General features: G+C 69.6%; 20 protein-coding genes and 1 tRNA gene. 12 read left to right on the forward strand and 9 right to left on the reverse strand.

Annotated features, from left to right (window positions below):
• The first annotated feature begins 1 nt into the window (after position 1).
• The 6 genes from M2421_RS18370 to M2421_RS18395 all read left to right on the forward strand — a co-directional run bounded on the left by M2421_RS18370 (position 2) and on the right by M2421_RS18395 (position 6,873).
• Complete coding sequence (locus M2421_RS18370; protein WP_259209514.1) at positions 2-457, forward strand: hotdog family protein; 456 nt, start codon at positions 2-4, stop codon at positions 455-457.
• Positions 454-1,185 carry a 3-oxoacyl-ACP reductase FabG gene (gene fabG / locus M2421_RS18375; protein ID WP_259209515.1) on the forward strand — a complete coding sequence of 244 codons (732 nt, stop codon included), beginning with the start codon at positions 454-456 and terminating at the stop codon, positions 1,183-1,185. The genes M2421_RS18370 and fabG overlap by 4 nt, the downstream gene beginning before the upstream one ends.
• Entirely contained in the window at positions 1,185-2,426 is a 1,242-nt protein-coding gene (locus M2421_RS18380) for a beta-ketoacyl-ACP synthase (protein WP_259209517.1), read from the forward strand. Before fabG ends, M2421_RS18380 begins: the two co-directional genes overlap by 1 nt.
• A 70-nt stretch (positions 2,427-2,496) precedes the next feature.
• Positions 2,497-2,934 (forward strand): excinuclease ATPase subunit, encoded by a 438-nt coding sequence (locus M2421_RS18385; RefSeq protein ID WP_259209519.1) that lies wholly within the window; start codon positions 2,497-2,499, stop codon positions 2,932-2,934.
• 338 nt (positions 2,935-3,272) lie between these two features.
• Positions 3,273-3,542, forward strand: coding sequence for a YcgL domain-containing protein (locus tag M2421_RS18390; RefSeq protein WP_259209559.1), 270 nt, complete (start codon positions 3,273-3,275; stop codon positions 3,540-3,542).
• A complete protein-coding gene (locus M2421_RS18395) occupies positions 3,535-6,873 on the forward strand; it encodes an ankyrin repeat domain-containing protein (RefSeq protein WP_259209521.1) in 3,339 nt (1,112 codons plus the stop codon). Before M2421_RS18390 ends, M2421_RS18395 begins: the two co-directional genes overlap by 8 nt.
• A 129-nt stretch (positions 6,874-7,002) precedes the next feature.
• On the opposite strand, the gene M2421_RS18400 is transcribed toward M2421_RS18395, so the two are convergent.
• A complete protein-coding gene (locus tag M2421_RS18400; protein ID WP_259209525.1) occupies positions 7,003-8,808 on the reverse strand; it encodes a monovalent cation:proton antiporter-2 (CPA2) family protein in 1,806 nt (601 codons plus the stop codon).
• A 288-nt stretch (positions 8,809-9,096) separates the two neighbouring features.
• Here M2421_RS18400 and mgtE point away from each other — a divergent pair, with 288 nt between their 5' ends.
• Positions 9,097-10,467, forward strand: coding sequence for a magnesium transporter (gene mgtE / locus M2421_RS18405; RefSeq protein WP_259209527.1), 1,371 nt, complete (start codon positions 9,097-9,099; stop codon positions 10,465-10,467).
• Between the two features lie 380 nt (positions 10,468-10,847).
• On the forward strand, positions 10,848-13,565 hold the full coding sequence (locus M2421_RS18410) for a bifunctional acetate--CoA ligase family protein/GNAT family N-acetyltransferase (protein WP_259209529.1): 2,718 nt from the start codon (positions 10,848-10,850) through the stop codon (positions 13,563-13,565).
• Positions 13,566-13,596: 31 nt separating this feature from the next.
• Here M2421_RS18410 and M2421_RS18415 read toward each other — a convergent pair whose 3' ends face one another.
• From M2421_RS18415 to M2421_RS18425, 3 genes are all read right to left on the reverse strand, one after another.
• Entirely contained in the window at positions 13,597-13,956 is a 360-nt protein-coding gene (locus M2421_RS18415; RefSeq protein ID WP_259209530.1) for a hypothetical protein, read from the reverse strand.
• 92 nt (positions 13,957-14,048) lie between these two features.
• Entirely contained in the window at positions 14,049-14,660 is a 612-nt protein-coding gene (locus M2421_RS18420) for a hypothetical protein (protein ID WP_259209532.1), read from the reverse strand.
• Positions 14,661-14,795: 135 nt separating this feature from the next.
• Positions 14,796-15,086, reverse strand: coding sequence for a hypothetical protein (locus M2421_RS18425; RefSeq protein ID WP_259209533.1), 291 nt, complete (start codon positions 15,084-15,086; stop codon positions 14,796-14,798).
• 234 nt (positions 15,087-15,320) lie between these two features.
• Between M2421_RS18425 and M2421_RS18430 the strand changes: the two genes are divergently transcribed.
• On the forward strand, positions 15,321-16,019 hold the full coding sequence (locus M2421_RS18430) for an alpha/beta hydrolase (protein ID WP_259209560.1): 699 nt from the start codon (positions 15,321-15,323) through the stop codon (positions 16,017-16,019).
• 212 nt (positions 16,020-16,231) lie between these two features.
• Here the strand turns inward: M2421_RS18430 and dkgB are convergent, their stop codons facing one another.
• Both dkgB and M2421_RS18440 read right to left on the reverse strand, forming a co-directional pair.
• Complete coding sequence (gene dkgB / locus M2421_RS18435; protein ID WP_259209535.1) at positions 16,232-17,035, reverse strand: 2,5-didehydrogluconate reductase DkgB; 804 nt, start codon at positions 17,033-17,035, stop codon at positions 16,232-16,234.
• Positions 17,036-17,245: 210 nt separating this feature from the next.
• Entirely contained in the window at positions 17,246-18,460 is a 1,215-nt protein-coding gene (locus M2421_RS18440) for an MFS transporter (RefSeq protein WP_259209538.1), read from the reverse strand.
• A gap of 128 nt (positions 18,461-18,588) precedes the next feature.
• Here M2421_RS18440 and M2421_RS18445 point away from each other — a divergent pair, with 128 nt between their 5' ends.
• From M2421_RS18445 to M2421_RS18455, 3 genes are all read left to right on the forward strand, one after another.
• Positions 18,589-19,491 carry a LysR family transcriptional regulator gene (locus M2421_RS18445; RefSeq protein WP_259209540.1) on the forward strand — a complete coding sequence of 301 codons (903 nt, stop codon included), beginning with the start codon at positions 18,589-18,591 and terminating at the stop codon, positions 19,489-19,491.
• Between the two features lie 95 nt (positions 19,492-19,586).
• On the forward strand, positions 19,587-20,039 hold the full coding sequence (locus M2421_RS18450; RefSeq protein ID WP_259209542.1) for an Rrf2 family transcriptional regulator: 453 nt from the start codon (positions 19,587-19,589) through the stop codon (positions 20,037-20,039).
• Entirely contained in the window at positions 20,029-20,934 is a 906-nt protein-coding gene (locus M2421_RS18455; protein WP_259209543.1) for an NAD(P)/FAD-dependent oxidoreductase, read from the forward strand. The genes M2421_RS18450 and M2421_RS18455 overlap by 11 nt, the downstream gene beginning before the upstream one ends.
• Before the next feature lie 51 nt (positions 20,935-20,985).
• Here the strand turns inward: M2421_RS18455 and M2421_RS18460 are convergent, their stop codons facing one another.
• The 3 genes from M2421_RS18460 to M2421_RS18470 all read right to left on the reverse strand — a co-directional run bounded on the left by M2421_RS18460 (position 20,986) and on the right by M2421_RS18470 (position 23,775).
• Positions 20,986-22,206 (reverse strand): RtcB family protein, encoded by a 1,221-nt coding sequence (locus tag M2421_RS18460; RefSeq protein ID WP_259209545.1) that lies wholly within the window; start codon positions 22,204-22,206, stop codon positions 20,986-20,988.
• A gap of 54 nt (positions 22,207-22,260) precedes the next feature.
• Positions 22,261-23,385, reverse strand: coding sequence for a slipin family protein (locus tag M2421_RS18465; protein ID WP_259209546.1), 1,125 nt, complete (start codon positions 23,383-23,385; stop codon positions 22,261-22,263).
• Between the two features lie 315 nt (positions 23,386-23,700).
• Positions 23,701-23,775, reverse strand: a tRNA-Arg gene (locus M2421_RS18470).
• Positions 23,776-23,811 lie beyond the last annotated feature (36 nt).

Below are 23,811 nucleotides of genomic sequence, written 5' to 3' on the forward strand. Positions count from 1 at the left end.
CATGCAGCTGCCGCATGACATCGATGACGTGCTGCCGCATCGCGACAGCATGCGCCTGATCGACCGGCTGCTGGACTGGCAGCCCGAGTCGATCGTGGTCGAAGTGGACGTGCCCGCGCAGGGGCTGTTCACCACGCCCGAGGGCGTCCCGGCCTGGGTCGGGGTGGAATACATGGCCCAGGCGATCGCCGCCTGGGCGGGGTGCAAGGCGCGCCAGGCCGGGCGGGAGCCGTCGATCGGCTTCCTGCTGGGCACCCGCCGCTACACCGCGCACCAGCCGTATTTCGCTGCCGGTACCTGCCTGCGGGTAGAGGCACAGTGCGAGCTGATGGGCGAAAATGGCCTGGGCATGTTCGCCTGCCGCATCCTGGCAGGCGCTACCGAATTGGCGGTCGCCAACGTTTCCGTGTTTGAACCACGCGATGCGATGGCCTATCTGGAGAGTGGAGAGGCATGACAGGGAATCTGACGGTGCTGGTGACCGGCGCCAGCCGCGGCATCGGCCGCGCCATCGCGCTGCGGATCGCGCGTGATGGCTTCGACGTGGTGGTGCATTGCCGCAGCCGCATCGAGGAGGCACAGGAGGTGGTCGCCCAGATCCAGGCGCTGGGGCGGCAGGCCCGCGTGCTGATGTTCGACGTGGCCGATCGCGAGGCCGCGCGCGCCGCGCTGGAGGCCGACGTGGAGGCGCACGGCGCCTATTACGGGGTGGTCTGCAATGCCGGCATCGCCCGCGATGGCGCCTTCCCGGCGATGCCCGCCGAAGACTGGGACGCGGTGGTGCATACCAACCTGGACAGCTTCTACAACGTGCTGCACCCGCTGGTGATGCCGATGGTGCGGCGGCGCAAGCCCGGCCGCATCGTCACCCTGTCCTCGGTGTCGGGGCTGGTCGGCAACCGCGGCCAGACCAACTACAGCGCGGCCAAGGCCGGCATCATCGGCGCCACCAAGGCGCTGGCGCTGGAACTGGCCAGCCGCGCGATCACCGTCAACTGCGTGGCCCCGGGCCTGATCGAGACCGAGATGGTCAACCAGGAGGTGCTCGACCACGCGCTCAAACTGATTCCCGCCGGTCGCATGGGCCAGCCGGACGAGGTCGCCCACGCGGTGTCCTTCCTGCTGTCCGAGTCGGCCGGCTACATCACCCGCCAGGTGATCTCGGTCAACGGAGGCATGGTCTGATGAGCAGAACCGAACGTCGCGTCGTGGTCACCGGTGCGGCCGCGCTGAGCCCGCTGGGCCATGACTGGCCGAGCATCCGCGAACGCCTGCACGCGCGCGTCAACGCGGTGCGTTACATCCCCGAGTGGGAAGTCTTCGACGGCCTCAACACGCGCCTGGCCGCGCCGGTGCAGGACTACGCGCTGCCGCCGCACTACAACCGCAAGACCACCCGCAGCATGGGCAAGGTGGCGGTGATGTCGGTGCGCGCCACCGAGCTGGCGCTGGAGGCGGCCGGCCTGCTCGGCCATCCGGTGCTGCGCAGCGGCATGGCCGGGGTTGCCTACGGGTCGTCGTCGGGCAGCCACGAGGCCACCGCCGAGTTCGGTCGCATGCTCCACGAGCACACCACCGAAGGCATCAGCGCCACCACCTACCTGAAAATGATGAGCCACACCTCGCCGGTCAACATCGGGGTGTTCTTCGGCCTGTCCGGGCGCGTTTACACCACCTCCAGCGCCTGCACCTCCGGCAGCCAGGGCGTGGGCGCCGGCTACGAGGCGATCCGCAGCGGCAAGCAACAGGTGATGGTCACCGGCGGCGCCGAGCAGCTCGATGCCACGGCCGCGGCGGTGTTCGACACGTTGTTCGCCACCAGCGTGCGCAACGATGCGCCGCAGACCACGCCCAGCCCGTTCGATGCCAACCGCGATGGACTGGTCCTGGGCGAGGGCGCCGGCACGCTGATCCTGGAGGAACTGGAACATGCGCAGGCGCGCGGGGCCACGATCCTGGCCGAGGTGGTCGGCTACGGCACCAACAGCGACGGCCAGCATGTCACCCAGCCCACCGCCGACACGATGGCCCAGGCCATGCGCCTGGCGCTGGAAGATGCCGGCCTGGAACCGTCCCGGATCGGCTACGTCAACGCCCACGGCACCGCCACCGAGCATGGGGACATTGCCGAGACCCAGGCCACCGCGCAGGTGTTCGGGCCGGGCATGCCGATCAGTTCGTTGAAGAGCTACGTCGGCCACATGCTCGGCGCGTGCGGCGCGTTCGAGGCCTGGCTCACCATCGAAATGATGCGCGAAGGCTGGTTCGCACCGACCCTGAACCTGCACACGGTCGACCCGCGCTGCGGGGCGCTGGATTTCATCCAGGGCGAGGGCCGCGCGCTGCAGACCGACTACGTCATGAGCAACAACTTCGCCTTTGGCGGGATCAACACCTCGTTGATCTTCCGTCGCTGGCAAGACTGATGTACCCGGCCCCCGCGCGGGCCGGTTTCCAACGCAGCACCCAGCACCCCACCAACAAGGAGAAAGTTGAATGCGTCGTTTTGCCCTGATTGCCGCCACCGCGCTGCTCGCCGTCGCCAGCACCGCCCAGGCCCGTGACACCCGCGTGGAACAGTCGCTGCGTGAGCTGGTCAGCTCCCAGGCCGCCCGTGATGCCGGTATCGACGGCAGCGTGCGTTTCTACCTGGCCGGCGAAAAGGTCAACGTCCAGCAGCGCCTCGGCGAGGACGTGACCAACAAGAAGACCAACGCCGCCAACAAGAGCGACGAGGAAGCCTGCCGCTGGGTGGCGCTGTCGGCGCTGCGCGCGCTGCAGGACGGCGCCAAGTCGCGCAACGCCAATGCGGTGGTGGATATCGTCAGCTACTACAAGAAGAACGAGTTCAAGAGCGCGACCAACTACGAGTGCTACGCCGGCACGATCATGGCCGGCGTCGCCCTGAAGGGCACCTACGCCAAGGTCAAGTAAGCCCTGTCGGCCACCGCTCTTCGCGAGCGGTGGCCATCGAGCACCGGTTGCCCTGCGGATGTCGCTGGCAGGGCAGGCGTAGGTGGGTTGACCGGGCACGCTGTGAATCCCGTTCGCGGCCCGGCCCGGCCCGCCGAAAGACAAATACCGTTGCGGCCCTCGCGCCGGACGATCGTGGCCGGAGCAGCCCGCGCCACCTGAACGCCATCGCGACATTGATGAACCTGAATCTGCCGCGCGCCGGTAAACCGGCGTCTGGACGCGATCGCGGCTTTCCCCCCCGCGTGGTTTCCGACACAATCATCGCCATCACTTCCCAGGGCCACGCCCCGCGGGCAATGCAAGCCTACGTCTACAAAAGCCAACGCAAGCAGGACACCTACGTCTACCTCGCCGTCCGCGATGACTTCAACGCTGTTCCAGAAGCGTTGCAGGCCACGCTGGCGCCGTTCGCATTCGTGCTGGAAGTTGCCCTGACCCCCGACCGTCGCCTGGCCCTGGCCGACGTCGCGCAAGTGCGCGCCAACCTGGCCGAGCGCGGATTCCACCTGCAGATGCCCCCGCCGCCGGTCGCCCCGGTCCGGGTCCCGCGTCGCCGCGATGACTGACACCCTGCGCAGCCGCGCCCTGGCCAGCGCGTTCGCCGCCGGCGTCCTGCTGGCCCTGGCGGCCGCGCTCGGTGGCGTGCCTGCCGCACTCGGCGTCGCGCTGGCGCAACCGGCCTTCGCCCTGGGCATCTCCTGGTGGCGTCGCACCCGTCCGGTGCAGCCGCCGGCCAAGGTGCTGCGCCAGGACCTGCCCGCGCTGCTGATCCCCTGGTTGGCCGGCCCCGTGTTGCTCGCCGCGCTGGTGGCCTGGCCGCTCAGCGCCCTGCACGACAGCGGCAGCCTGGCCGCCGTGCTCGGGCTCAGCGTGGCGGTCAGCGCCGCCCTGCTCGGGGTCTGGCGCACCTGGCCGTTGTGGAATGAAGTCGAACGCACCGCTGGCAGCCTCAACAGCCATTGGCAGGCCCTGTCCGGGCGCGACCTCAGCGCCTGGCGCGGCCTGGCCGTGGCCGCGCTGGTGGTGCTGGTGTGCGCGCTGGTGGTGCTGCCGGCCTGGCCCGGCCTGGTGTCCGACGCGCTGCGCTGGCCGCTCACCGCCGCCGTCGTGGTGCTTTCGCCGCTGGCCCATCTGGCGCTGCAGAAGATCGCGCCGGCCGCCAGCCTGGCCGCCCGCGCCGCGGTCGACATGGACGACGACCGCCTTGATGCGTTCGCCGGCCACGCCGCCGAACCGCAGCCGCTGGAACCGCTCGGCCAGCACGAGCACCTGCCCGCCCTGTATGACGCCGCGCGCAGCGGTCGCGTCGACCGTGCCCTGCAACTGCTTGCCGCCGGTGCCGATCCGCAGGGGTTGCCCGACCCGGCCTGGCGCGATCAGCGCAACCTGCCGGTGCTGGCCGCGGTGCTGCCGGACCTGCGCCTGCTGCGCGAGTTGATCGCGCGCGGCGTCAACATCAATGCTCCGCACCGTGGCATGACCCCCTTGCTGGCCGCCACCCGCGACAGTTGGCACGGCCGCCCCGAAGCGGTGATGACCCTGCTGGCCAACGGCGCCGATTCGCGCGCGGTCGACAGCGAGGGCAACACGCCCCTGCACCACGCCGCGCGCAGTTCGGACCCGGGCGTGGCCGCGCTGCTGCGCGACGCCGCCGCCGAAGTGGACGCGCTCAACAACGACGGCTGGTCACCGCTGGCGGTGGCCTGCCAGGTCGGCAACTGGCGGCTGGCGCGGTTCCTGCTCGAGCGCGGCGCCAAGACCGAGCCGGCCGATGGCACCCCCGTGCTGCTGGCGGCTGCCGGCACCGAAGAGGATGATCCGGCCGGCGTGCAGTTGCTGCTCAAGCACAAGGCCCGCGCCGACGCGCGCGACCGCCAGCGCCGCAGCGCCCTGCATGAAGCCGCCCTGGCCGGCCATGTCGACATCATCGACGTGCTGCTGGGGGCCGGTGCCAACCTCGAGTCGCGCGATGCGCTGTCGCGCACGCCGTGGCTGGAGGCTGCCCGCGGCGGTCGCGCCGCCGTGATCGAACACCTGCTGCCGCACCATCCCGACCTCAACGCGGTCGACGTGGAAGGGCGCAACGCGGTCCTGCTGGCGTGCATGGCCGATAACGTCTCGCCGTTGCTGGTGCGCCGCCTGCTGGAACTGGGCATCGCCGCCGACGCCGTCGACCCGCAGGGCCGCCGCGCCGTGGACATCGCCGCCAGCGCCGGTCGCTGGGCCATCGTCTCGCTGCTGGACCGCAGCTACCCGCTGCCGGCCTCGGTCACCGACGGGCTTGCCGCGGTCGATGCCGACGCCGACCCGGCCACCCCCTCGCTGCCCGACCGCCCGCCATTGGACCTGCTGCGCGAAGCCTTGGGCTTCGGCAACTTCGACGGCATGGCCGCACTGGCGCGGCTGTGCGATCCGCAGGAACTGGGCGCCCTGTTGCACGACGCCGAACTGGCGCTGGACCCGCAGGCAGTCGATTGGCTGCTTGCCAACGGTGCCGCCCCGGAAGTACTCGATGCCTGCGGGGACACACCGATGTTCGCGCTGCTGGCACGCGGCATCGATGCCGTGCCTGCGCTGCAGGTCCTGTTGCGTCGTGGCCTGTCCCCGGCCGGCCGCGGCGGCCTTGCCCGCCTGCTCAGCGCCTGCGCGCAGCACGACCACGCCTCGCGCGGGCTGGAACAGCTCGCCCTGGAACTGCTGGAACGTGGCGCCGACCCCTTCGCGCCGTCGCCGGCCGGTGATCCACCGTTGTCGCTGGCGGTGCGGCTGGGCTGGCTGCGCCTGCAGCAGGCATTGCTGCTGCTCGGGGTGGACCGCGAAGCGCGCGACAGCCATGGGATGACCGCGCTGCACCTGGCCACCGCACTGGCCCGCGAAGGGTCGCTGAAGCTGCTGGTGCAGCAGGGCGCCTCGCCGGAAGCACGCGCCGCCGACGGCCAGACCCCGCTGGGCGTGGCGCTGTCGATCGGTCGTCGCGACCTGGCCGACTGGCTGGACTGGCGGGTGTGGCCGTTGCCGCGCCGCGCCCTGCGCGACGGCGACCTGCCGGCGGCGGCGATGTCCGGCGATGCCGACGCGGTCCGTCGCCTGATCGACCTGGGCTTTGCGGTGGACGTGGTCGACGCGCAGGGCTGCACCGCGCTGCTGCGCGCCGCCGGCGGTGGCCACCTGGCCGTGGTCGACCTGCTGCTGGCGCGTGGCGCCAACCCGCAGCACGCCGCGGCCAGTGGCGCCACGCCGCTGTCGGCGGCGGTCAGCATGCGCCAGATCGACATCGTCTCGGCCCTGCTCGATGCCGGTGCCGAACTCGAATACCGCCTGCCTGGCGGCGTGACCGTGCTGATGCTGGCCTCGGCGCTGGGCCTGCCCGATATCGTCGCGCGGCTGCTCACCGCGGGTGCCAACGTGCATGCCGGCGACGCGCAGCAGCTGGGCCCGCTGCATTGCGCCGCGCTCTACGGCTTCAGCGCCCGCGATCGCTCGCGCCTGTTGGCCCTGCTCGACACCCTGTTGCTGGCCGGCGCCGAACCGGACCAGGCTGCCGCCGGCTCGGTGACGCCGCTGCTGCTGCTGCTGGGCGCCCGCGCCGAACCGGGCACCGCCTGCGACGAGCAGGTGGTGCTGGCCGCCGTCGAGCGCCTGCTGGACGAGGATGTCTCGCTGGAGGTGCGCGATCCGCGCGGTTTCGGCCCGCTCCACCTCGCCGCGCTGCACGGCCTGCCGCTGCTGGTGCAGCGCCTGCTGCGCGCCGGCGCCGACCCGGACGTACGCGACGCGCTCAACCGCAGCCCGCGCGAAATCGCGGTGATGCGTGGCTTCATCGACGTCGCCGGTGAGTTCGAACCGCGCGTGCCGGGCGTGTCCTCGATGGCCCGCTTCCTGCGCGACAACGGCTGATCCCATCCCACCCCGACGTAGCGCCGACCGTTGGTCGGCGGCCGCCCGCCCCGGGCCATTCCCGGCGGCGGCGAGGGTTCCGCCTTGGCCTCTGGCGGCGCGCGGTTGCCGGCGAAAGGAGGTGGGAGGTCAGCCGCCGCGGTCGGATGCGTCTGGCTTCCCATCCCGCTCCGCATCCGCCTCGAACAGATGCATCAGGTCCGCCCTGGCATCGCGCGAGGTCTGGATCACCGCCGCCTCGTCGTCATACACCAGGTACTGGTCGCGCAGCAGCTTCTCGTCGTGCTCGCGGAAACGCTGCACGTGGCTGCGCGCGGTGTCGGCGGGAATGCCGAGCGCGATCAGCATGCGTTCGCTCAGCTCCAGGCTGGTGCCGAACACCTCGCGGAACGGTTCGGCGGACATGTCCATCAGGCGCCAGGCGTGCTGGCGGTTGCGCGCGCGCACCAGCACCACCGCATCGGGGTACATGCGCCGGATCAACCGGGTGGCGCGCATGTTGGCGTCCGGGTCGTCCAGGGTCACCACGTACACGCGGATCTGTTCGCCGCCGGCCGCACGCAGCATCTCCGGCCGGGTCGGGTCGCCGTAGTAGAGCTTGTTGCCGAAGCGGCGCAGGTCCGAGACCGTGTCCGGGTTGGACTCCAGCGCCACGAACGGAATCTTCTGCGCGGTCAGTAGCCGTGCCACCACCTGCCCGAAGCGGCCCATGCCGGCGATCATCACCTGCGGCTGGATGCCGCCGGTGTCGACCGTGTCGGCCGGCTGGGCACTGGCCTTGGGCGCATCCTCGCGGCCCAGCAGCCGCAGCAGGGCGATCATCAGCAGCGGCGTGATCGCCATCGACAGGCCGACGATCGCCACCAGCCGGTCATGGTTGGCACTGCCCAGCAACTGGGCGCGCTGCGCCTCGTTGAACACCACGAAGGCGAATTCGCCGCCCAGCCACAGCACGCTGCCCAGCATCACCGCATGCCGGGTGCGCAGCTTGGCCAGCTTGCCGATCCCGAACAGCAGCCCGAACTTGACCACCAGCAGGATGGTCACCCCCGCGGCGATCATCGCCGGCTCGGCGATGATCCGGTCCAGGTCGATGCCCATGCCCACCGCGATGAAGAACAGGCCCAGCAGCAGCCCCTTGAACGGTTCGATCTGCGATTCCAGCTCGTGCCGGAACTCCGAATCGGAGAGCAGCACGCCGGCCAGGAACGCCCCCAGGCTGGGGCTCAGCCCGGCCTCCTGCATGAACCACGCCGTGCCCAGCACCACCAGCAGCGCCATCGCGGTGAACACTTCGGGGCTGCGGGTACGCGCGATGATGTTGAACAAACGGCGCAGCACCGGCCGCCCGCACAGGATCACCACGGCCAGCGCGCCCAGCGCCACGGCCACATCGCTCCATTGCAGGGTGTCGTTCCTGGCACCGCCCAGCAGTGGGATCGCGGCCAGCAACGGAATGGCGATCAGGTCCTGGAACAGCAGGATGGCAAAGCCCAGGCGCCCGTAGTCGCTGTTGATCGCCTTGTGCTCGGACAGCAGCTGCAGCCCCACCGCGGTGGACGACAGCGCCAGGGCCAGGCCCACGATCAACGCGCTCTTCCACTGGAAGTGGTCCAGCAGCAACAGGCTGCCCAGCACGATCGCGCTCAGCGCCACCTGCAGCGCGCCCGCCCCGAACACCGAGCGCCGCATCACCTTCAGGCGTGCCGGCGACAGTTCCAGCCCGATCACGAACAACAGCATCACCACGCCGATCTCGGCCGCGCCGAGGATGCGGTCGGCGTCCTGCACGAAGCCCAGCCCATCCGGCCCCAACACCACCCCGGCGGCCAGGTAGCCCAGCACCGCGCCGAAGCCCAGCTTCTTGAACACCGGCACGGCGATCACCGCGGCCAGCAGCAGGACCAGGGCCAGTTCGAGGGCGCCGCTATGCATGGAAGGCCCAGCTCATGGAAACGTCCGCCCATTATGCGGCGCACACGTTCTGCCAACGTCAATCGCAGCCCAACGCGGCAACCGCGCCCGGGTTGACCGGCCCCGCGCCCGGGTCCAGACTGCCCGCCGCTGCCGGCGTGTCCGGCAGTACACCCTTGCGGAGTCCCCAAACCCATGTCCAGCGACAGTAGAAGTCGACCTTGCTCGACGCCAGTGATGGCCACCGCCTGACGAGGGACGGTTCGCCACCGCTGGCGTCGCGCACGGCGATCCCCACAGGCGAACCCGATGAACCAGAAAGACCTGCTGCGCCCGGTGGCCGATGCCGCCGCGTTGAGCGCACCGCTTGACCACTACAACACCGCCGACGCGGTGGAATTCCTCAATACCCTGGAGCTGTCGCACGCCGCCGACACCCTGGCCGCGCTGCCGTTGCCGCGCGCGGTCAAGATGCTCGAACAGCCCGAGCTCAACCGCAGCGGCGAGCTGGTCGGCCTGCTGCCGGTGGCCCGCGCCGCCGCCCTGCTCGGGCTGATGGCCGACGACCGTGCCACCGACATCGTCCATGAACTGGACGAAGAGGAACGCGCGCGGTTGATCCCGCTGCTCAGCCCGGAGGCGCGGCAGTCGATCCAGCAGCTGCTCAGCTACCCCGCGCATACCGCCGGCGCGCTGATGACCACCGAGTTCGTCAGCGTCCCCGCCGACTGGACCGTGGGCCGCACCCTGCAGCACATCCGCGAGGTCGAACGCACCCGCGAAACCGTCTACGCCATCTACGTGCTCGACCCGCACACCCGCACCCTGGTGCAGGTGGTGACCATGCGCCGGTTGATCACCGGCCTGCCCGACGAGCCCATCCTCGAGGTGGCCCAGGTCAACCCGCCGGTCACCGTGGATGCCCAGCTCGACCAGGAAGAGGTGGCCCAGCTGATCCGTCGCCACGACCTGCTCGCCATCCCGGTGGTGGACGCCCAGCAGCACGTGCTGGGCATCGTCACCGTCGACGACATCCTCGATGCGCTCATCGAGGAGTCGACCGAAGACGCACACAAGTTCGGCGGCATGGAAGCGCTGGACAAGCCGTATATGCAGATCGGCTTCTTCGGCATGATCCGCAAGCGCGCCGGCTGGCTCAGCGTGCTGTTCCTGGGCGAGATGCTCACGGCCAGTGCCATGCAGCACTACGAGGACGAACTGTCGCGCGCCGTCGTGCTCACCCTGTTCATTCCGCTGATCATGAGCTCGGGCGGCAACTCCGGCTCGCAGGCCACCTCGCTGCTGATCCGCAGCCTGGCGCTGCGCGAACTGCGCCTGCGCGACTGGTGGAAAGTCGCCCTGCGCGAAGTCCCCACCGGCCTCACCCTCGGCGCCATCCTCGGCGTGCTGGCGATGATCCGCATCGTCTCCTGGCAGCTGCTGGGCCTGCACGACTACGGCGAGCACTGGCAGTTGCTGGCGCTCACCATCGGCGCGGCGCTGGTCGGCATCGTCACCTTCGGCTCGCTGTCCGGCTCGATGCTTCCCTTCATCCTCAAGCGCCTCGGTTTCGACCCGGCCAGCGCCTCGGCGCCGTTCGTGGCCACCCTGGTGGATGTGACCGGCCTGGTCATCTATTTCAGCATCGCCGCGATGATTCTCAGCGGTACGTTGTTGTAGTCGAGCGCGGTGGGCCACCGCCACGCATGGCGTGGCTCTACCGGGATGCGCCGCTGTCCGGGCGCGCGGCGGCATTTCCGCCGGGCATGGATGCCCCACGGTCGTGCCGCGCCATGCTCGGCAGCGCGACGCGGGACCCGCCAAACCACACGAGCGCGCGGCCACGTGCCGGACACAACGGCGCCCGGCTCGTACGGCGGTGCAGGTTCAAACCGTATCCCGGCCTGGCAGGGCGGCCCTGTCCCACACGGGGAAAGGACCTGCCGGTGCATGCGTCGTTGATCTGCCTTGAATCTCGATCCTGCACCTGCGCCAGATCATCCCACCCACCCCTCCACGCGTGTACCGTGTCATCCCATGACCCGGCGACTGTGCGGCCCATGAGCACCTACCATCTGCAATCCGTCTTCCGTCCGCAATCGGTCGCCGTCATCGGCGGCAGCCCGCGCGAACGCTCCGCCGGCCGTGCCGTCATGCGCAACCTGCGCAGCACCGGCTTCCCCGGCAAGGTGGCCTGGATCAACCCCCGCTACAGCGACATCGACGGCATCCGCACGGTCAAGCGCCTGAAAGACCTGGACTGGGTGCCCGAGCTGGTCATCATCACCGCGCCGGCCAGCATCGTCCCCCAGGTCGTGGCCACCGCCGCCGAGCGCGGCGTGGCCGCCGCCATCATCCTCACCGCCAACCTCGGCCAGGGCCCCGGCTCGCTTGCCGAACAGGTGGAAACCGCCGCCCGCGCCAAGGGCCTGCGCATCCTCGGCCCGCACTGCCTGGGCGTCATTGCCCCGCACGCACGCTTGAATGCCAGCATCGCTGCGCACTTCCCGCAGGCCGGTGACCTGGCGCTGATCTCCGAATCCAGCGCCATCGCCGCCGCCCTGGTCGAATGGGGCGTCGCGCGCTCGGTCGGCTTCTCCGCGGTCGTCTCGCTCGGCGACACCCTGGACGTGGACTTCGGCGACCTGCTCGACTACTTCGCCACCGATTACCGCACCCGCGCGATCCTGCTCTACGTCGAGCACATCGGCGATGCGCGCAAGTTCATGTCCGCCGCGCGTGCCGCCGCGCGCGCCAAGCCGGTGGTGGTGGTCAAGTCCGGTCGCCACATCCGCATCAACCCGGACGCCGATACCCACGTGCAGGCACTGGCCAGCGCCGATGCCGTGTACGGCGCCGCCTTCAACCGCGCCGGCCTGCTGCGCGTGGGCGCACTGGACGAACTGTTCACCGCCGCCGAAACACTCGGCCGCCTCGGTACCTTCCCCGGCCGCCGGCTGGCCATCCTCAGCAACGGCGGCGGGGTAGGGCGCCTGGCCGTGGACCAGCTGCTGGCCCTGCGCGGCAGCCTGGCGGAGTTGTCGCCGGCCACCGTGGCGCAGCTGGACAGCGTGCTGCCGCAGGGCTGGTCGCGTAGCAACCCGGTCGACATCGTCGTCGACGCCGATGGCGAGCGCTATGCCGCGGCCATCGACGCGCTGATGTCCGACAGCGAAAACGATGCCGTGCTGGTGGTCAACGTGCCCACCGCGTTCACCTCATCGGCCGACGCCGCCCAGGCACTCACCCGCACCCTGGGCCTGCGCCCGCGCCACCACCGCGACAAACCCGTGTTCGCGGTCTGGCTCGGCAACGATGACCGGGCCACCGCCACGCTCAACGCCGCGCGCGTGCCCACCTATCCCACCGAAGCCGAGGCGGTACGCGGCTTCCAGCATCTGGTGCGCTACCGCGATGCGCAGGCCGCGCTGATGGAAACCCCGCCCAGCCTGCCCGAAGATTTCGTTGTCGACACCACGACGGCGCGCGGGCTGGTCGAGGCGGCGCTGGCGGCCGGGCAGCAGTGGCTCGACCCCATCGCCACCCACCAGCTGCTCACCGCCTATGGCATTCCGTCGGCGCCGGTGATGCAGGCCCGCGACGCGCGCGAGGCCATGGAGCTGGCCCAGCCGCTGCTGGAGCAGGGCGCCACCGTGGCGGTGAAGGTGTTTTCCGCCGACATCCCGCACAAGTCCGACGTGGACGGCGTGCGCCTCAACCTCGGCTCGCTGCAGGCGGTGCATGCGGCGGCCACCTCGATCATCGCGCGCGCGCACGAGAAGCGCCCCGATGCCCGCATCGACGGCGTGCTGGTGCAGCCCACCATCGTGCGCCCCAAGGCGCGCGAACTGATCGCCGGCATCGCCGACGACCCCACCTTCGGACCGGTGATCGTGTTCGGCCGTGGCGGCACCGCCGTCGAGGTGATCGACGACAAGGCGCTCGCACTGCCCCCGCTGGACCTGCGCCTGTCGCACGAGCTGATCGGCCGCACCCGCGTCTCGCGCATCCTCAAGGCCTACCGCGACGTGCCGGCGGCCGACGAGCGTGCCGTGGCGCTGATCCTGGTCAAGCTGGCGCAGCTGGCCGCCGACATTCCCGAGATCCGCAGCCTGGACATCAACCCGCTGCTCGCCGACCGTGAAGGAGTGATCGCGCTCGACGCACGCGTGGCCATCGCGCCCTCGCGCAAACTGCACAAGGGCCGCGGCCATCCGCGCTTTGCCGTGTTCCCGTATCCCAAGGAATGGGAGCGCACCATCACCCTGTCCGACGGTGCGCCGGCCTTCGTGCGCCCGGTACGGCCGGAAGACGACGCGCTGTTCCGCGCGTTCTTCGCCCGCGTCACCGACGACGACCTGCGCCTGCGCTTCTTCCAGTCGGTGAAGCATTTCAGCCACGAGTTCATCGCGCGACTGACCCAGCTTGATTACGCGCGCTCGATCGCCCTGGTGGCCATCGACCCGCGCAGCGGCGACATGCTCGGCGCGGTGCGCCTGCATGCCGATGCCGACTACGACCGCGGCGAGTACGGCATCCTGATCCGCTCGGACCTGAAAGGCCACGGCATCGGCTGGCGACTGATGGCGATCATGATCGAGTACGCCAAGTGGCTGGGCCTGAACATCGTCGAAGGCCAGGTGCTGCGCGAGAACAGCACGATGCTGGCGATGTGCCAGAGCCTGGGCTTCAAGACCAGGCTGGACCCGGACGACTCCACGGTGATGGTGGTGACCCTGCCGGTGCAGGAGGTAGAGGTGCCCGAGGCGCCGGTGTGACCTGCGCCTGGTCCACGCCACCCGGCGGCGCTTACTGAAACTGGAGCTCCTCGGTCACCTTGCTGCAGGATGGATCCAGCTCCACATGGAACGACTTGCGTTCGCCCAGGTACAGCGGATCTGCAAGTTCATCCACATGCAACACGGCAAATCCGCGGCCAGCGGCCACAGAGTGGGATACAGCGACGAAGTACGTCGTGGCCTTCCAGGACCTGGTGCGCAAGACGTAGGCGTCCACGACGCGCACGCAGTCGGGTTGCTCCTTCGCAGCCTGGATATGGGCTCTTGTCAGCGCGGGCAGGGCGGCCAGCCGTTCCTCATCGGACGGGCCGCATGCAGAGAGTGCGCAGGCCAGGCAAAGGCAGCATGCCATCATGGACGTTCTGGACATTCGTCAGCTCCGGACAGGTACTGCCTCATTTGTTCGTGGGGTCGCAGCCGGCCCGCCTCTCCACGGAGCGGACACGGCGACGGCACACCGTTTCAGTCCGCGTACCAGAACCGCTGGAAGTCATCGGTCCTGCGGTCATAGACCAGCAGCGATCCCGCACTGGCCATCCGGAAGTACTCCACCGAGGCGTTTGGCGTGCAGACGGTGCTGTCGGTGACAGCGTCATGTGTATTGCCGGTGTACGCGTGGCAGCCGGGCGCACGCCTGTCCACGCCCATCGCGGACGCATCGCCCTCCTCGGCGGCGGCAATGTAGCACCGGGCCGCCGCCGCGCCTGGCCGGGTGCCCAGGCAGATCCTGACCGCCGTGCGTCGCCTGTCCCGGCTCTCCACCAGGTAGGCCTCGTCCATCACCCCGTCCCCATTGGCATCCAGCCGCGTTGCCGCGTATCGCGCATGGTCGGCAGGCCGCCAGCCATGCGCCTTCAAGGCGGCATCGGCGACGCGCACCCAGTCGTCCTCGGCAGCCGCCGCTACGCCGGGCCAGAGCAGGCAAAGCCACAGCAACAGCGTGCCGGTGGACATGCCGGTGAAACCTCGCAACTGCAGACGCTCGATCCTGTGCATCGTGCTGCTCCCTGTCTGAAAGGTCATCCCGCCCCGGTCCTTGCCGGACCCTTCTGCCGAAGGGGTATCGGCGTGCATGCCACGTTGGCCATGGGGTGCCATGGCCGATTTACTGCCCACCCTCGACCAACTGCGCCAACAAAATGAAAAGCACGACCATGAATGAACGCATGCCGATATACAGCCATCGGACCGCAATGCGCCTCGCTTTCATCACCGCCGGGCCAAGCGCAGTGCCTGAAACAAGCCGTCCTTGGACGCTGTCAGGACGCGATAGGCCACCTCAAACCCACTCAGCGTGAAGCGTTGCCGGGCCTGGTTCCATGCCTCTGGGTTCTCGGCCTTGAGGACGCGCTTGAACGCGCTGAGCTCCATGAAGTACATGGGGTAGGACACCAACATCGCAGGCAAGAACACAAGGAGTAGCCATTCCACAGCTCTTTTCTCCCAGCCGGGGCCAAGCGGCGGTTTGAATATCGCGTGTGCGCCAATGCCGCCACGCATCACGGGTTCATCCCTTCCGCGCCATGCTCGTTCATCCGGGTGGAAAGTCCAAGCGAACGCGCGATCCAGCTCAGGAGAGTGAAGGGCAGGGCACAGCGAACCTTTGACGTGAATACCTTCCTCGGTTCGGGCGCCTGTTTCAAGACGGGAACACCCTCGAAGGACGATTGCCGTAGAACGGATAGGCCCATCCCAGGCATGGCCTCCCTGCCCAGCGGGCGAGACAATAAGCGCATGACCGACCGCCATCCCCTGCTGCTGCTCCCTGGCCTGCTCAACGACGCTGACCTCTGGCGCGCGCAGATCGCCGACCTGTCCGACATCGCCGACTGCACCGTGGGCGACCAGACCCGGGGCGAGACGATGCAGGCCGTGGTCGACGACGTGCTGGCGCAGGCGCCGCCGCGTTTCGCGTTGGCAGGCTTTTCGCTCGGCGGCTTCGTGGCCCAGCAGATCCTGCGCACGGCGCCGGAACGGGTGCTGCGGCTGGCGTTGATCGACACCTCGATCCATGCGGACTCCCCCGAGCGTGCCGCCCAGCGTCAGTCGCAACAGTCCAGCGTGCGCCTGCCCGGCAGGTTCCATGGGTTTGGCGACACACTGATGCGCAGCTACATCGATGCGTCCCGGCTGGATGATGACGTGCTGGTGAAGCGCGTGCGCGACATGACCGCGCGGCTGGGGGCCGAGGTATTCCTGCGCCAGAGCGCGCTGGAACGTGGCGACGGCCACGACGTCCTGGCCGGCTACCGTTATCCGCTGTTGATCGTGTGTGGCGCCAACGACCGCATCACCCCGCTGGCGATCAGCGAAGAAATGCACGCGCTCGTGCCGGGGTCAACGCTGGTGGTGCTGCCCGATTGCGGCCATTTGGCGCCGATGGAGAAACCGGAAGGCGTCAGCGCCGCGATGCGCACGTGGTTGCAGGCCTGATCGGGCAGGACCGTCGCGCGCGCTGCTCCCGGTAGGGGCGGGTTCCGATCCGCCGCCGATCCACGCGGTCGGCGGTCGATCGGGATCCGACCCTACCGCGCGTTGGATCTGGAGGGTGTGACCAGCGCCGGGAACGCGACGCTACCGCCGGGGCATCCGGAAGGCCGTCCGCAGGCGCGGACGGCCGACGCGAGTGCCAGCCGTGCCCTGCCTCAATCCCAGTCGGGCGCAATCGCCGCCGGGTTGGCCAGCCGCTGCCCACGGTCCAGCGTGGCGATCTGCGCCATGTCCTCCTCGCTCAAGCGCAGGTCGGCGGCGAGCAGGTTGCTGGCCAGGTTCTCGCGCTTGGTGGAGGAGGGGATGACCGCATAGCCCTGCTGCAGCGCCCAGGCCAGTGCGACCTGGGCCGGGGTGGCCTGGTGGCGGTCGGCGATGGCCTGGATCACCGGGTCCTTGAGCACCTCGCCGTAGGCCAGGCTCATGTAGGCGGTGACGTGGATGCCCTGGTCCTTCAGGAACGCGATCAACGCGCGGTTCTGCAGGTACGGGTGCACCTCGATCTGGTTGGTGGCGATGGCATCGGCACCGAGGATGTCGATGGCCTGGCGGGTCTGGGCGATGGTGAAGTTGGAGATGCCGATCTGCCGGGTCAGGCCCTGCGACTTCGCTTCCGCCAACGCGCCCAGGTACTCGGCCATCGGCACGGCGTCCTTGGGCGAGGGCCAGTGGATCAGGGTGAGCTCGACGTGGTCGGTGCGCAGCTTGCGCAGGCTCTCGCGCAGGCTGTCCAGCAGCGCGTCGTGGCTGAAGTTGGCGATCCACACCTTGGTCGTCACGAACAGATCGTCGCGGGCCACGCCGGCGTCTGCGATGGCCTGGCCAACCTCGGCCTCGTTGTCGTAGATCTGCGCGGTGTCGATGGCGCGGTAGCCCACGTCCAATGCGTTGCGGACCGAGTCGATGACGGTCTGGCCCTTCAGGCGGAACGTGCCGAGGCCGAATGCGGGAATGCTCATGGAAACTCCTTCATGGGGGTGAGATGCAGGCTACGCCGCGCACCGTAAAGCGACGTAGAGCCGACCGTTGGTCGGCTGCCGTTGAATTGGGCCGACCGTTGGTCGGCTGCCGTTGGCTGGGCCGACCGCTGGTCGGCTGCCGTTGCATTGGGCCGACCGTAGGTCGGCTGCCGTTGCGTAACGCGAACCATCGGTCCGCCACGCCGTCCATCAATGCGCACCGACGGCGATGCCCTCGGCCCGGTCGGCCACGCCATCGCGGCGATCCAGGCGGCCACTCAGCACGGTCAGGCCGAAGGCGCCCATCACCACCAGCGCGCCCAGCCACGGGGTGTGCATCAGGCCGAGGTGGTCCACCACCAGCCCGCCCAGCGAGGCACCGAAGGCGATGCCCACGTTGAACGCGGCGATGTTCAGCCCCGAGGCGACATCGGCGGCCTGCGGAGCAAAACGCTGCGCCTGCTTGACCACGTACACCTGCAGCCCCGGCACGTTGCCGAAGGCCACCGCACCCAGCGCGAGCACGGTCAGCAGCACCAGCCAGGTGTTGTAGGCGGTGAAGGTGAGCACGAACAGCACGGCGGCCAGCAGGGCGAAGATCAGCTTCAGCGCCGGGATCGGGCCGCGGCGATCCGCCAGACGGCCGCCCCACAGGTTGCCGATCGCCACCGACACGCCGTAGACCAGCAGCACGCCGCTGACCGCATTGGCCGAGAAGCCGCTGACGTCCTGCAGGATCGAGGCCAGGTAGGTGAAGGACAGGAAGGTGCCGCCGTAGCCCAGTGCGGTGATCGCATACACCAGCAGCAGGCGCGGCTGGGCCAGCACCGACAGCTGCTGGCCGAACGTCGCCGGCGCGCTGCGCTGCAGGTTGCGCGGCACGAACAGCAGGCTGCCGATCAGCGCGATCACCCCCAGCGCGGCCACGGCCAGGAAGGTCGCGCGCCAGCCCAGGTGCTGGCCGATGAAGGTGCCCAGTGGCACGCCGGTGACCAGCGCCACGGTGAGGCCGGTGAACATGATCGCGATCGCGCTGGCGGCCTTCTCCTTGGGCACCACCGACGTGGCGATGATCGAGCCGATCGAGAAGAACACGCCGTGCGCCAGGCCGGTGAGCACGCGCGCCACGATCAGCGAGCCGTAGCCCGGTGCCATCCAGGCAATCACGTTGCCCAGGGTGAACAGCACCATCAGCGCCACCAGCAGGGTCTTGCGCGGCACGCGGCCGGTGAGGGCGGTCAGCACCGGCGCGCCGACCGCCACGCCCAGCGCGTACAGCGAGACCAGCAGGCCGGCCGAGGGCAGGGATACGCCGAGGTCGGCGGCGATGGTCGGGATCAGGCCGACGATGACGAATTCGGTGGTGCCGATGGCGTACGCACCGAGGGTGAGCGCCAGCAGCGCCAAAGGGATGCCACGGGACATGGTGGGTTACCGGTGGGAGGTGAGGCTGCGCAGTCTGCGCGCCGCACTCTTGCCGAAAAAGCGGCCTTCACGCCAATCACTCTTGCGCCGTGGTCAATAATGGGCGTCGCATCCCGGTGCCACCCGCCATGAAAACCACCCTCGACGAGATGCAGGCCTTCATCGCGGTGATCGACAGCGGCTCGATCACCGCCGCCGCCGAAACCCTCGGCCAGACCACCTCCGGGGTGAGCCGGGCGCTGGGGCGGCTGGAGGAAAAGCTCGGCACCACCCTGCTGACCCGCACCACGCGGCGGCTGCAACTGACCGAAGAAGGCGATGCGTTCCTGGGCCAGGCCCGGGCGATCGTGGCCTCGGTGGAGGCCGCCGAGGAACAGATCGCCGCCCGCCGCGACCGCCCGGCCGGGCGGCTGCGCGTGGATGCGGCGATGCCGTTCGTGCTGCACGTGATCGCCCCGCTGGTGGCGGGCTATCGCGCGCGCTACCCGGACGTGGCGCTGGAACTCAACAGCAGCGAGCGCTACATCGACCTGCTGGAGCGGCGCACCGACGTGGCGATCCGGATCGGGCCACTGGCCGATTCCACCCTGCATGCCCGGCCGCTGGCACACAGCCGCCTGCGGGTGATGGCCAGCCCGGCGTACCTGCAGCAGCACGGCACCCCGGCCAGCGTCGCCGACCTGCGCGGCCACACCCTGCTGGGCTTCAACGAACCGGACTCGCTCAACCACTGGCCGCTGCCGGGCGATACCGATGCGCTGCTGCACGTGCGCCCGGCGCTGGCCGTGTCCAGCGGCGAAACCCTGCGTGCGCTGGCCCTGGCCGGCGTGGGCATCGTCTGCCTGTCCGATTTCATGACTCACCGCGACCGCGAGGCCGGTCACCTGGTGCAGCTGCTGCCCGCGCTCACCGTGGACGTGCGCCAGCCCATCCACGCCGTGTACTACCGCAACACCGCCGTATCGGCGCGGATCAGCTCGTTCCTGGACCACCTGGCGGCCGCGATGGTGGGCCCGCCCTACATCCGCTGAGACGGGGCAGGGCCGACCCACGGCCGGCCGCCTCCTCGGGCCACCGCCGCGCCGTCCGACTGGACACCGGGTTAATTTGTAACTACCTTTGTTACATGAAATCCAGCAACCAGTTTTCCGACGCCCTGCACATCGCCGCCCATCTGGTCGGGCAGGACGGCCCTCGCACCTCCGAGCAGCTGGCCGCCTGCCTGCCGACCCACCCGGTGGTGATCCGGCGCCTGCTGGCCGCGCTGCACAAGGGCGGGGTGGTGCGCAACGCGCGCGGCCACGGTGGCGGCAGCCAGCTCGCGCGCGACCCGGCCACGATCACCCTGCACGACGTGTACGTGGCGATCGGCGCGCCCCCGCTGCTGCACACCGGCGCGCGCGACACCGGGCGCGGCTGCCCGGTGCAGCAGGTGGTCAACGATGCATTGGACGACAGCTACCGCCAGGCCCAGGCCCTGCTCGAACAGCGCCTGCGTGGCACCACCCTGGCCAGCCTCGGCGAGGCGTTCGCCCGCCACCTGGCCCACCATGCAGCAGGAGTTCCCCATGACGTTTGATGCCGTGATCGTCGGCGGCAGTTTTGCCGGCCTGTCCGCCGCGTTGATGCTGGCGCGCGCGCGCCGCGAGGTCCTGGTGATCGACAGTGGCCTGCCACGCAACCGCTTCTCCGCGCATTCGCATGGGGTGCTGGGGATGGATGGCATCGCCGGCGGCGACCTGCTCCGCCAGGCCAAGGCACAACTGCTGGCCTACCCGACCGTGCGTTGGGTCAGCGATACCGCCATCGACGCGCAGCCCACCGTCGACGGTTTCGCGCTCACCACCGCCGCCGGCGACACCTGGGCCGCGCGCAAGCTGCTGCTGGCCACCGGCATCCGCGATGAACTGCCCGACCTGCCCGGCGTGGCCGAGCGATGGGGCCACAGCGTGCTGCACTGTCCGTACTGCCATGGCTACGAAGTGGGGGGCGGCGCGATCGGCCTGCTCGGCGGGCACGCGATGTCGGTGAAGATGGCGGGGCTGCTGGCCGACTGGGGCCAGGTCACCCTGTTCGCCCACGGCATGCAGATCGAGGACGACGAGCGCGCCATGCTGGACCGGCGCGGCGTTCGGATCGAAACCGGGCAGGTGGTCGGGCTGGAGGGCGAGGCGCCGCAGTTGAGCGGTGCGCTGCTTGCCGATGGTCGCCGCATCGACCTGCGCGCGCTGTTCGTTGCCGCCCGCCAGCACATGGGTTCGGCGCTGGTGGAACAGCTGGGCTGCGCGCTGGAGGACAGCCCGATCGGCGTACTGGTGCGGGTGGACGCGCAGAAGCAGACCTCGGTGCCGGGCGTGTACGCCGCTGGCGATGCCAGCGTGGTCGGCAACATCACCCTGGCCAATGCCGAGGGCGTGCGTGCCGGGATCAGCCTGCACCACGCACTGGTGGCCGAGGACAGCGCGGCGGCCTGAACGAAAACGGCCACCCGAAGGTGGCCGCAGGATCGTGTGTCCGTGGCCTGCTCAGCCCTTGATGCACACCACCTGGCGCAGGGTGTGCACCACCTCCACCAGGTCGCTCTGCGCGGCCATCACCGCATCGATCGACTTGTAGGCCGCCGGTGATTCATCGATCACCGCCGCATCCTTGCGGCATTCCACGTGCGCGGTCGCCTCGCGGTGCTGCGCCAAGGTGATCTGCTGGCGCGCGGCGCTGCGGCTCATCACCCGCCCGGCGCCATGGCTGCAGCTGTGGAAGCTCTCGGCATTGCCCTTGCCACGCACGATGTAGCTGCGCGTGCCCATGCTGCCGGGGATGATGCCCAGCTCGCCGGCGCGTGCGCTGACCGCACCCTTGCGGGTCACCAGCAGCGCCTCGCCCCCGTGCGTTTCGGCCTGCACGTAGTTGTGGTGGCAGTTCACCGCCAGCTTCTCCAGCTGGAACTTCGGCAGCCGCAGGCGCATCTCGGCCAGCACCCGCGCCATCATCGCCTCGCGGTTTTCGCGGGCATAGTCCTGCGCCCACGACACGGCCTGTACGTAGTCGTCGAACAACGGCTCGCCCTGCATGAAGAAGGCCAGGTCCTTGTCCGGCAGGTGGAAACCAAGCACGCGCCGGGCCAGCTGCTCGCGCGCCTGCTCGATGAAGTAGGTGCCGATCAGGTTGCCGGTACCGCGCGAGCCGCTGTGCAGCATCACCCACACCGCCCCGGTTTCATCCAGGCAGATCTCGATGAAGTGGTTGCCGCCGCCGAGCGTGCCGATCTGGCACGCCAGCTTGTCGGTGCGCACGCGCCGGTGGCGCTGCTTGATGGCGTCCAGCCGCTCGACCAGTCCGGAGCGCACGATCCGGCTGTGGATGCTGTCCGGCAGCTGCCGGTGCTCGCCGCCGCGGCCGTTGCCCACCGGCACGCTGCGCTCGATGTCGCTGCGCAGCCGGGCCAGGTTGTCGGGCAGGTCCTCGGCGCGCAGCGTGGTGCGGACCGCCGCCATGCCGCAGCCGATATCCACGCCGACCGCGGCCGGGATGATCGCGCCGCGCGTGGGTATCACCGACCCTACGGTGGCGCCCTTGCCCACGTGCACGTCCGGCATCACCGCCACCCAGGGGCCGACGAACGGCACCGCGGCGATGTTGGCCAGCTGCTCGCGGGCCAGGCTGTCGATCGGCACGCCGCGCACCCAGGCCTTGATCGGGGTAGCGCCTTCGGCGTGAAGAAATTCAACGTGTGTTTGCGTATTCATCGGGTCATTCCCTTGAGCGCCGGCAGATGGATTCCCTTCCCCCTGCCGGGCATGTCATGGCTTCATCGTCACCAGCTGCTTCAGCACGCCATCCAGGCCGCCGAACACGGTGAGCTTGTCGATCTTCTCGGTGACCTTTTCCAGTGCCTCCAGCTCCTTGAGCCGCATCAGCACCGGGTTGTCCTCGATCAGCTTGGCGGTGTTGAGCAGCGAGCGCGTGGCATTGGCCTCCTCGCGACGCCGCACCACGTTGGCCTGCGCCTGCTTCTCGGCCTGTACGACGGCATTGAAGATCTCGCGCATTTCACCGGGCAGGATCACGTCCTTGACGCCAACGCCGAGCACCTCGGTGCCCAGGCCGGCCACGCGCGCGCGGACACTGGCCAGGATCTCGGCATCCAGCGCGGCCTTGTCGCCGAGCAGCTCATCCAGCGAGCGCGCCGACACCGCCTGGCGCAGCGCGAACTGCAGCTCGCGGTAGACCTGCTCGCCCACCTTGGCCACGCCGGTACGCGCCGCCACCGGATCGACCACGCGGGTGCTGGCCGACAGGTTCACCCGCAGCGATACCTTGTCGCGGGTCAACAGCTCCTGGCCGCCCACCTCCACGCTGTGCAGGCGCAGGTCCACCACGTCCACCACCACGTTGTTCTGCAGGTTCCAGAACGACGCCGGGCCGGGGCCGAGCGTGCATGCCAACTGGCCATCGATGAACACCAGTGCCGCGTGCTGCTCCGGCACATGGGTGGTCACCGTGTAGCGCGACAGCAGACCGATCTGGCGCAGGCGCAGCACCACCTCGGCCGGCACCTGCGGCACCGCCTCCAGGGGCAGCGTCTCTACCCGCACCGGCACCAGCCCACGCCAGTACAACTGGCGCGCGGCCGGGGCCAGCACATCGCACAGGCGCTCCTGGTAGTACACCAGGCCGATCTGGCGTGGCCCGATATCGGCCAGCAGGAAGGCCTGCTGCAACGACGCATCGTGACGCGCCATCAGCAAGTCGGCATCGGCGCCGTCGTAGCGCGGCGTGCGGATGTCGTGCAGCACGATCGTGCGCTCGCCGCGTGGATCGAACCAGCGGTGGGTGCCGGGGCCGAGCACGGCCTCGAATTGACGATTTCGATACACCAGGCCGCGCTCGCCGTCGCCGATCACGACCTTCCTGGTCCAGAACATGTGCATTCTCCTGTGGGCTCTGGTGGTGGCATCCGGTAGATCGATCGCGCGCCAGCCGGATACCGACCTGGCGCGCGGGGTGCCCCGGTGGGGCAGAAGAAGGTGGGAGCCCCGCGACGCCATCGCAGCGACGCCGTGGCGCTGTCGGCGTCGTACCCGCGAACGCTGCCACCTCGGCAGGCGTGGCAGGGTTGGAGCCGGTGCGCGTCCAGGGCCAGGGCCCGGCGGCGGTAGCGTTGCCCGGCACGCGCTCGCGATGGATTGCGATGCGGCGGCAGGGCGGGGGATCCCGGGTGGGCTTTCGCCCGGGTACAGCGGCGTGGAGCGGGAATCGAACCCGCGACGACAGGACGTGCCTGCCGCGCTACCAGAGCTGCGCAGTGACATGCCGGAATCGAACCGACCTCCACGGCTCGCGCCGTTGCC

Source organism: Stenotrophomonas sp. BIGb0135, from assembly GCF_024810105.1.
Taxonomy (GTDB): Bacteria; Pseudomonadota; Gammaproteobacteria; order Xanthomonadales; family Xanthomonadaceae; genus Stenotrophomonas; species Stenotrophomonas maltophilia_AB.

Excerpts from the sequence above, each read along its gene's own strand:
- M2421_RS18460 (WP_259209545.1), bottom strand. The coding sequence starts at position 22,206 with ATGAATACGCAAACACACGTTGAATTTCTTCACGCCGAAGGCGCTACC.
- M2421_RS18430 (WP_259209560.1), top strand. The coding sequence starts at position 15,321 with ATGACCGACCGCCATCCCCTGCTGCTGCTCCCTGGCCTGCTCAACGAC.
- dkgB (WP_259209535.1), bottom strand. The coding sequence starts at position 17,035 with ATGAGCATTCCCGCATTCGGCCTCGGCACGTTCCGCCTGAAGGGCCAG.
- M2421_RS18370 (WP_259209514.1), top strand. The coding sequence starts at position 2 with ATGCAGCTGCCGCATGACATCGATGACGTGCTGCCGCATCGCGACAGC.
- M2421_RS18455 (WP_259209543.1), top strand. The coding sequence starts at position 20,029 with ATGACGTTTGATGCCGTGATCGTCGGCGGCAGTTTTGCCGGCCTGTCC.
- M2421_RS18420 (WP_259209532.1), bottom strand. The coding sequence starts at position 14,660 with ATGCACGCCGATACCCCTTCGGCAGAAGGGTCCGGCAAGGACCGGGGC.
- fabG (WP_259209515.1), top strand. The coding sequence starts at position 454 with ATGACAGGGAATCTGACGGTGCTGGTGACCGGCGCCAGCCGCGGCATC.
- M2421_RS18400 (WP_259209525.1), bottom strand. The coding sequence starts at position 8,808 with ATGCATAGCGGCGCCCTCGAACTGGCCCTGGTCCTGCTGCTGGCCGCG.
- M2421_RS18410 (WP_259209529.1), top strand. The coding sequence starts at position 10,848 with ATGAGCACCTACCATCTGCAATCCGTCTTCCGTCCGCAATCGGTCGCC.
- M2421_RS18385 (WP_259209519.1), top strand. The coding sequence starts at position 2,497 with ATGCGTCGTTTTGCCCTGATTGCCGCCACCGCGCTGCTCGCCGTCGCC.
- M2421_RS18445 (WP_259209540.1), top strand. The coding sequence starts at position 18,589 with ATGAAAACCACCCTCGACGAGATGCAGGCCTTCATCGCGGTGATCGAC.
- M2421_RS18380 (WP_259209517.1), top strand. The coding sequence starts at position 1,185 with ATGAGCAGAACCGAACGTCGCGTCGTGGTCACCGGTGCGGCCGCGCTG.
- M2421_RS18395 (WP_259209521.1), top strand. The coding sequence starts at position 3,535 with ATGACTGACACCCTGCGCAGCCGCGCCCTGGCCAGCGCGTTCGCCGCC.
- mgtE (WP_259209527.1), top strand. The coding sequence starts at position 9,097 with ATGAACCAGAAAGACCTGCTGCGCCCGGTGGCCGATGCCGCCGCGTTG.
- M2421_RS18415 (WP_259209530.1), bottom strand. The coding sequence starts at position 13,956 with ATGTCCAGAACGTCCATGATGGCATGCTGCCTTTGCCTGGCCTGCGCA.
- M2421_RS18465 (WP_259209546.1), bottom strand. The coding sequence starts at position 23,385 with ATGTTCTGGACCAGGAAGGTCGTGATCGGCGACGGCGAGCGCGGCCTG.
- M2421_RS18425 (WP_259209533.1), bottom strand. The coding sequence starts at position 15,086 with ATGCGTGGCGGCATTGGCGCACACGCGATATTCAAACCGCCGCTTGGC.
- M2421_RS18450 (WP_259209542.1), top strand. The coding sequence starts at position 19,587 with ATGAAATCCAGCAACCAGTTTTCCGACGCCCTGCACATCGCCGCCCAT.
- M2421_RS18440 (WP_259209538.1), bottom strand. The coding sequence starts at position 18,460 with ATGTCCCGTGGCATCCCTTTGGCGCTGCTGGCGCTCACCCTCGGTGCG.
- M2421_RS18390 (WP_259209559.1), top strand. The coding sequence starts at position 3,273 with ATGCAAGCCTACGTCTACAAAAGCCAACGCAAGCAGGACACCTACGTC.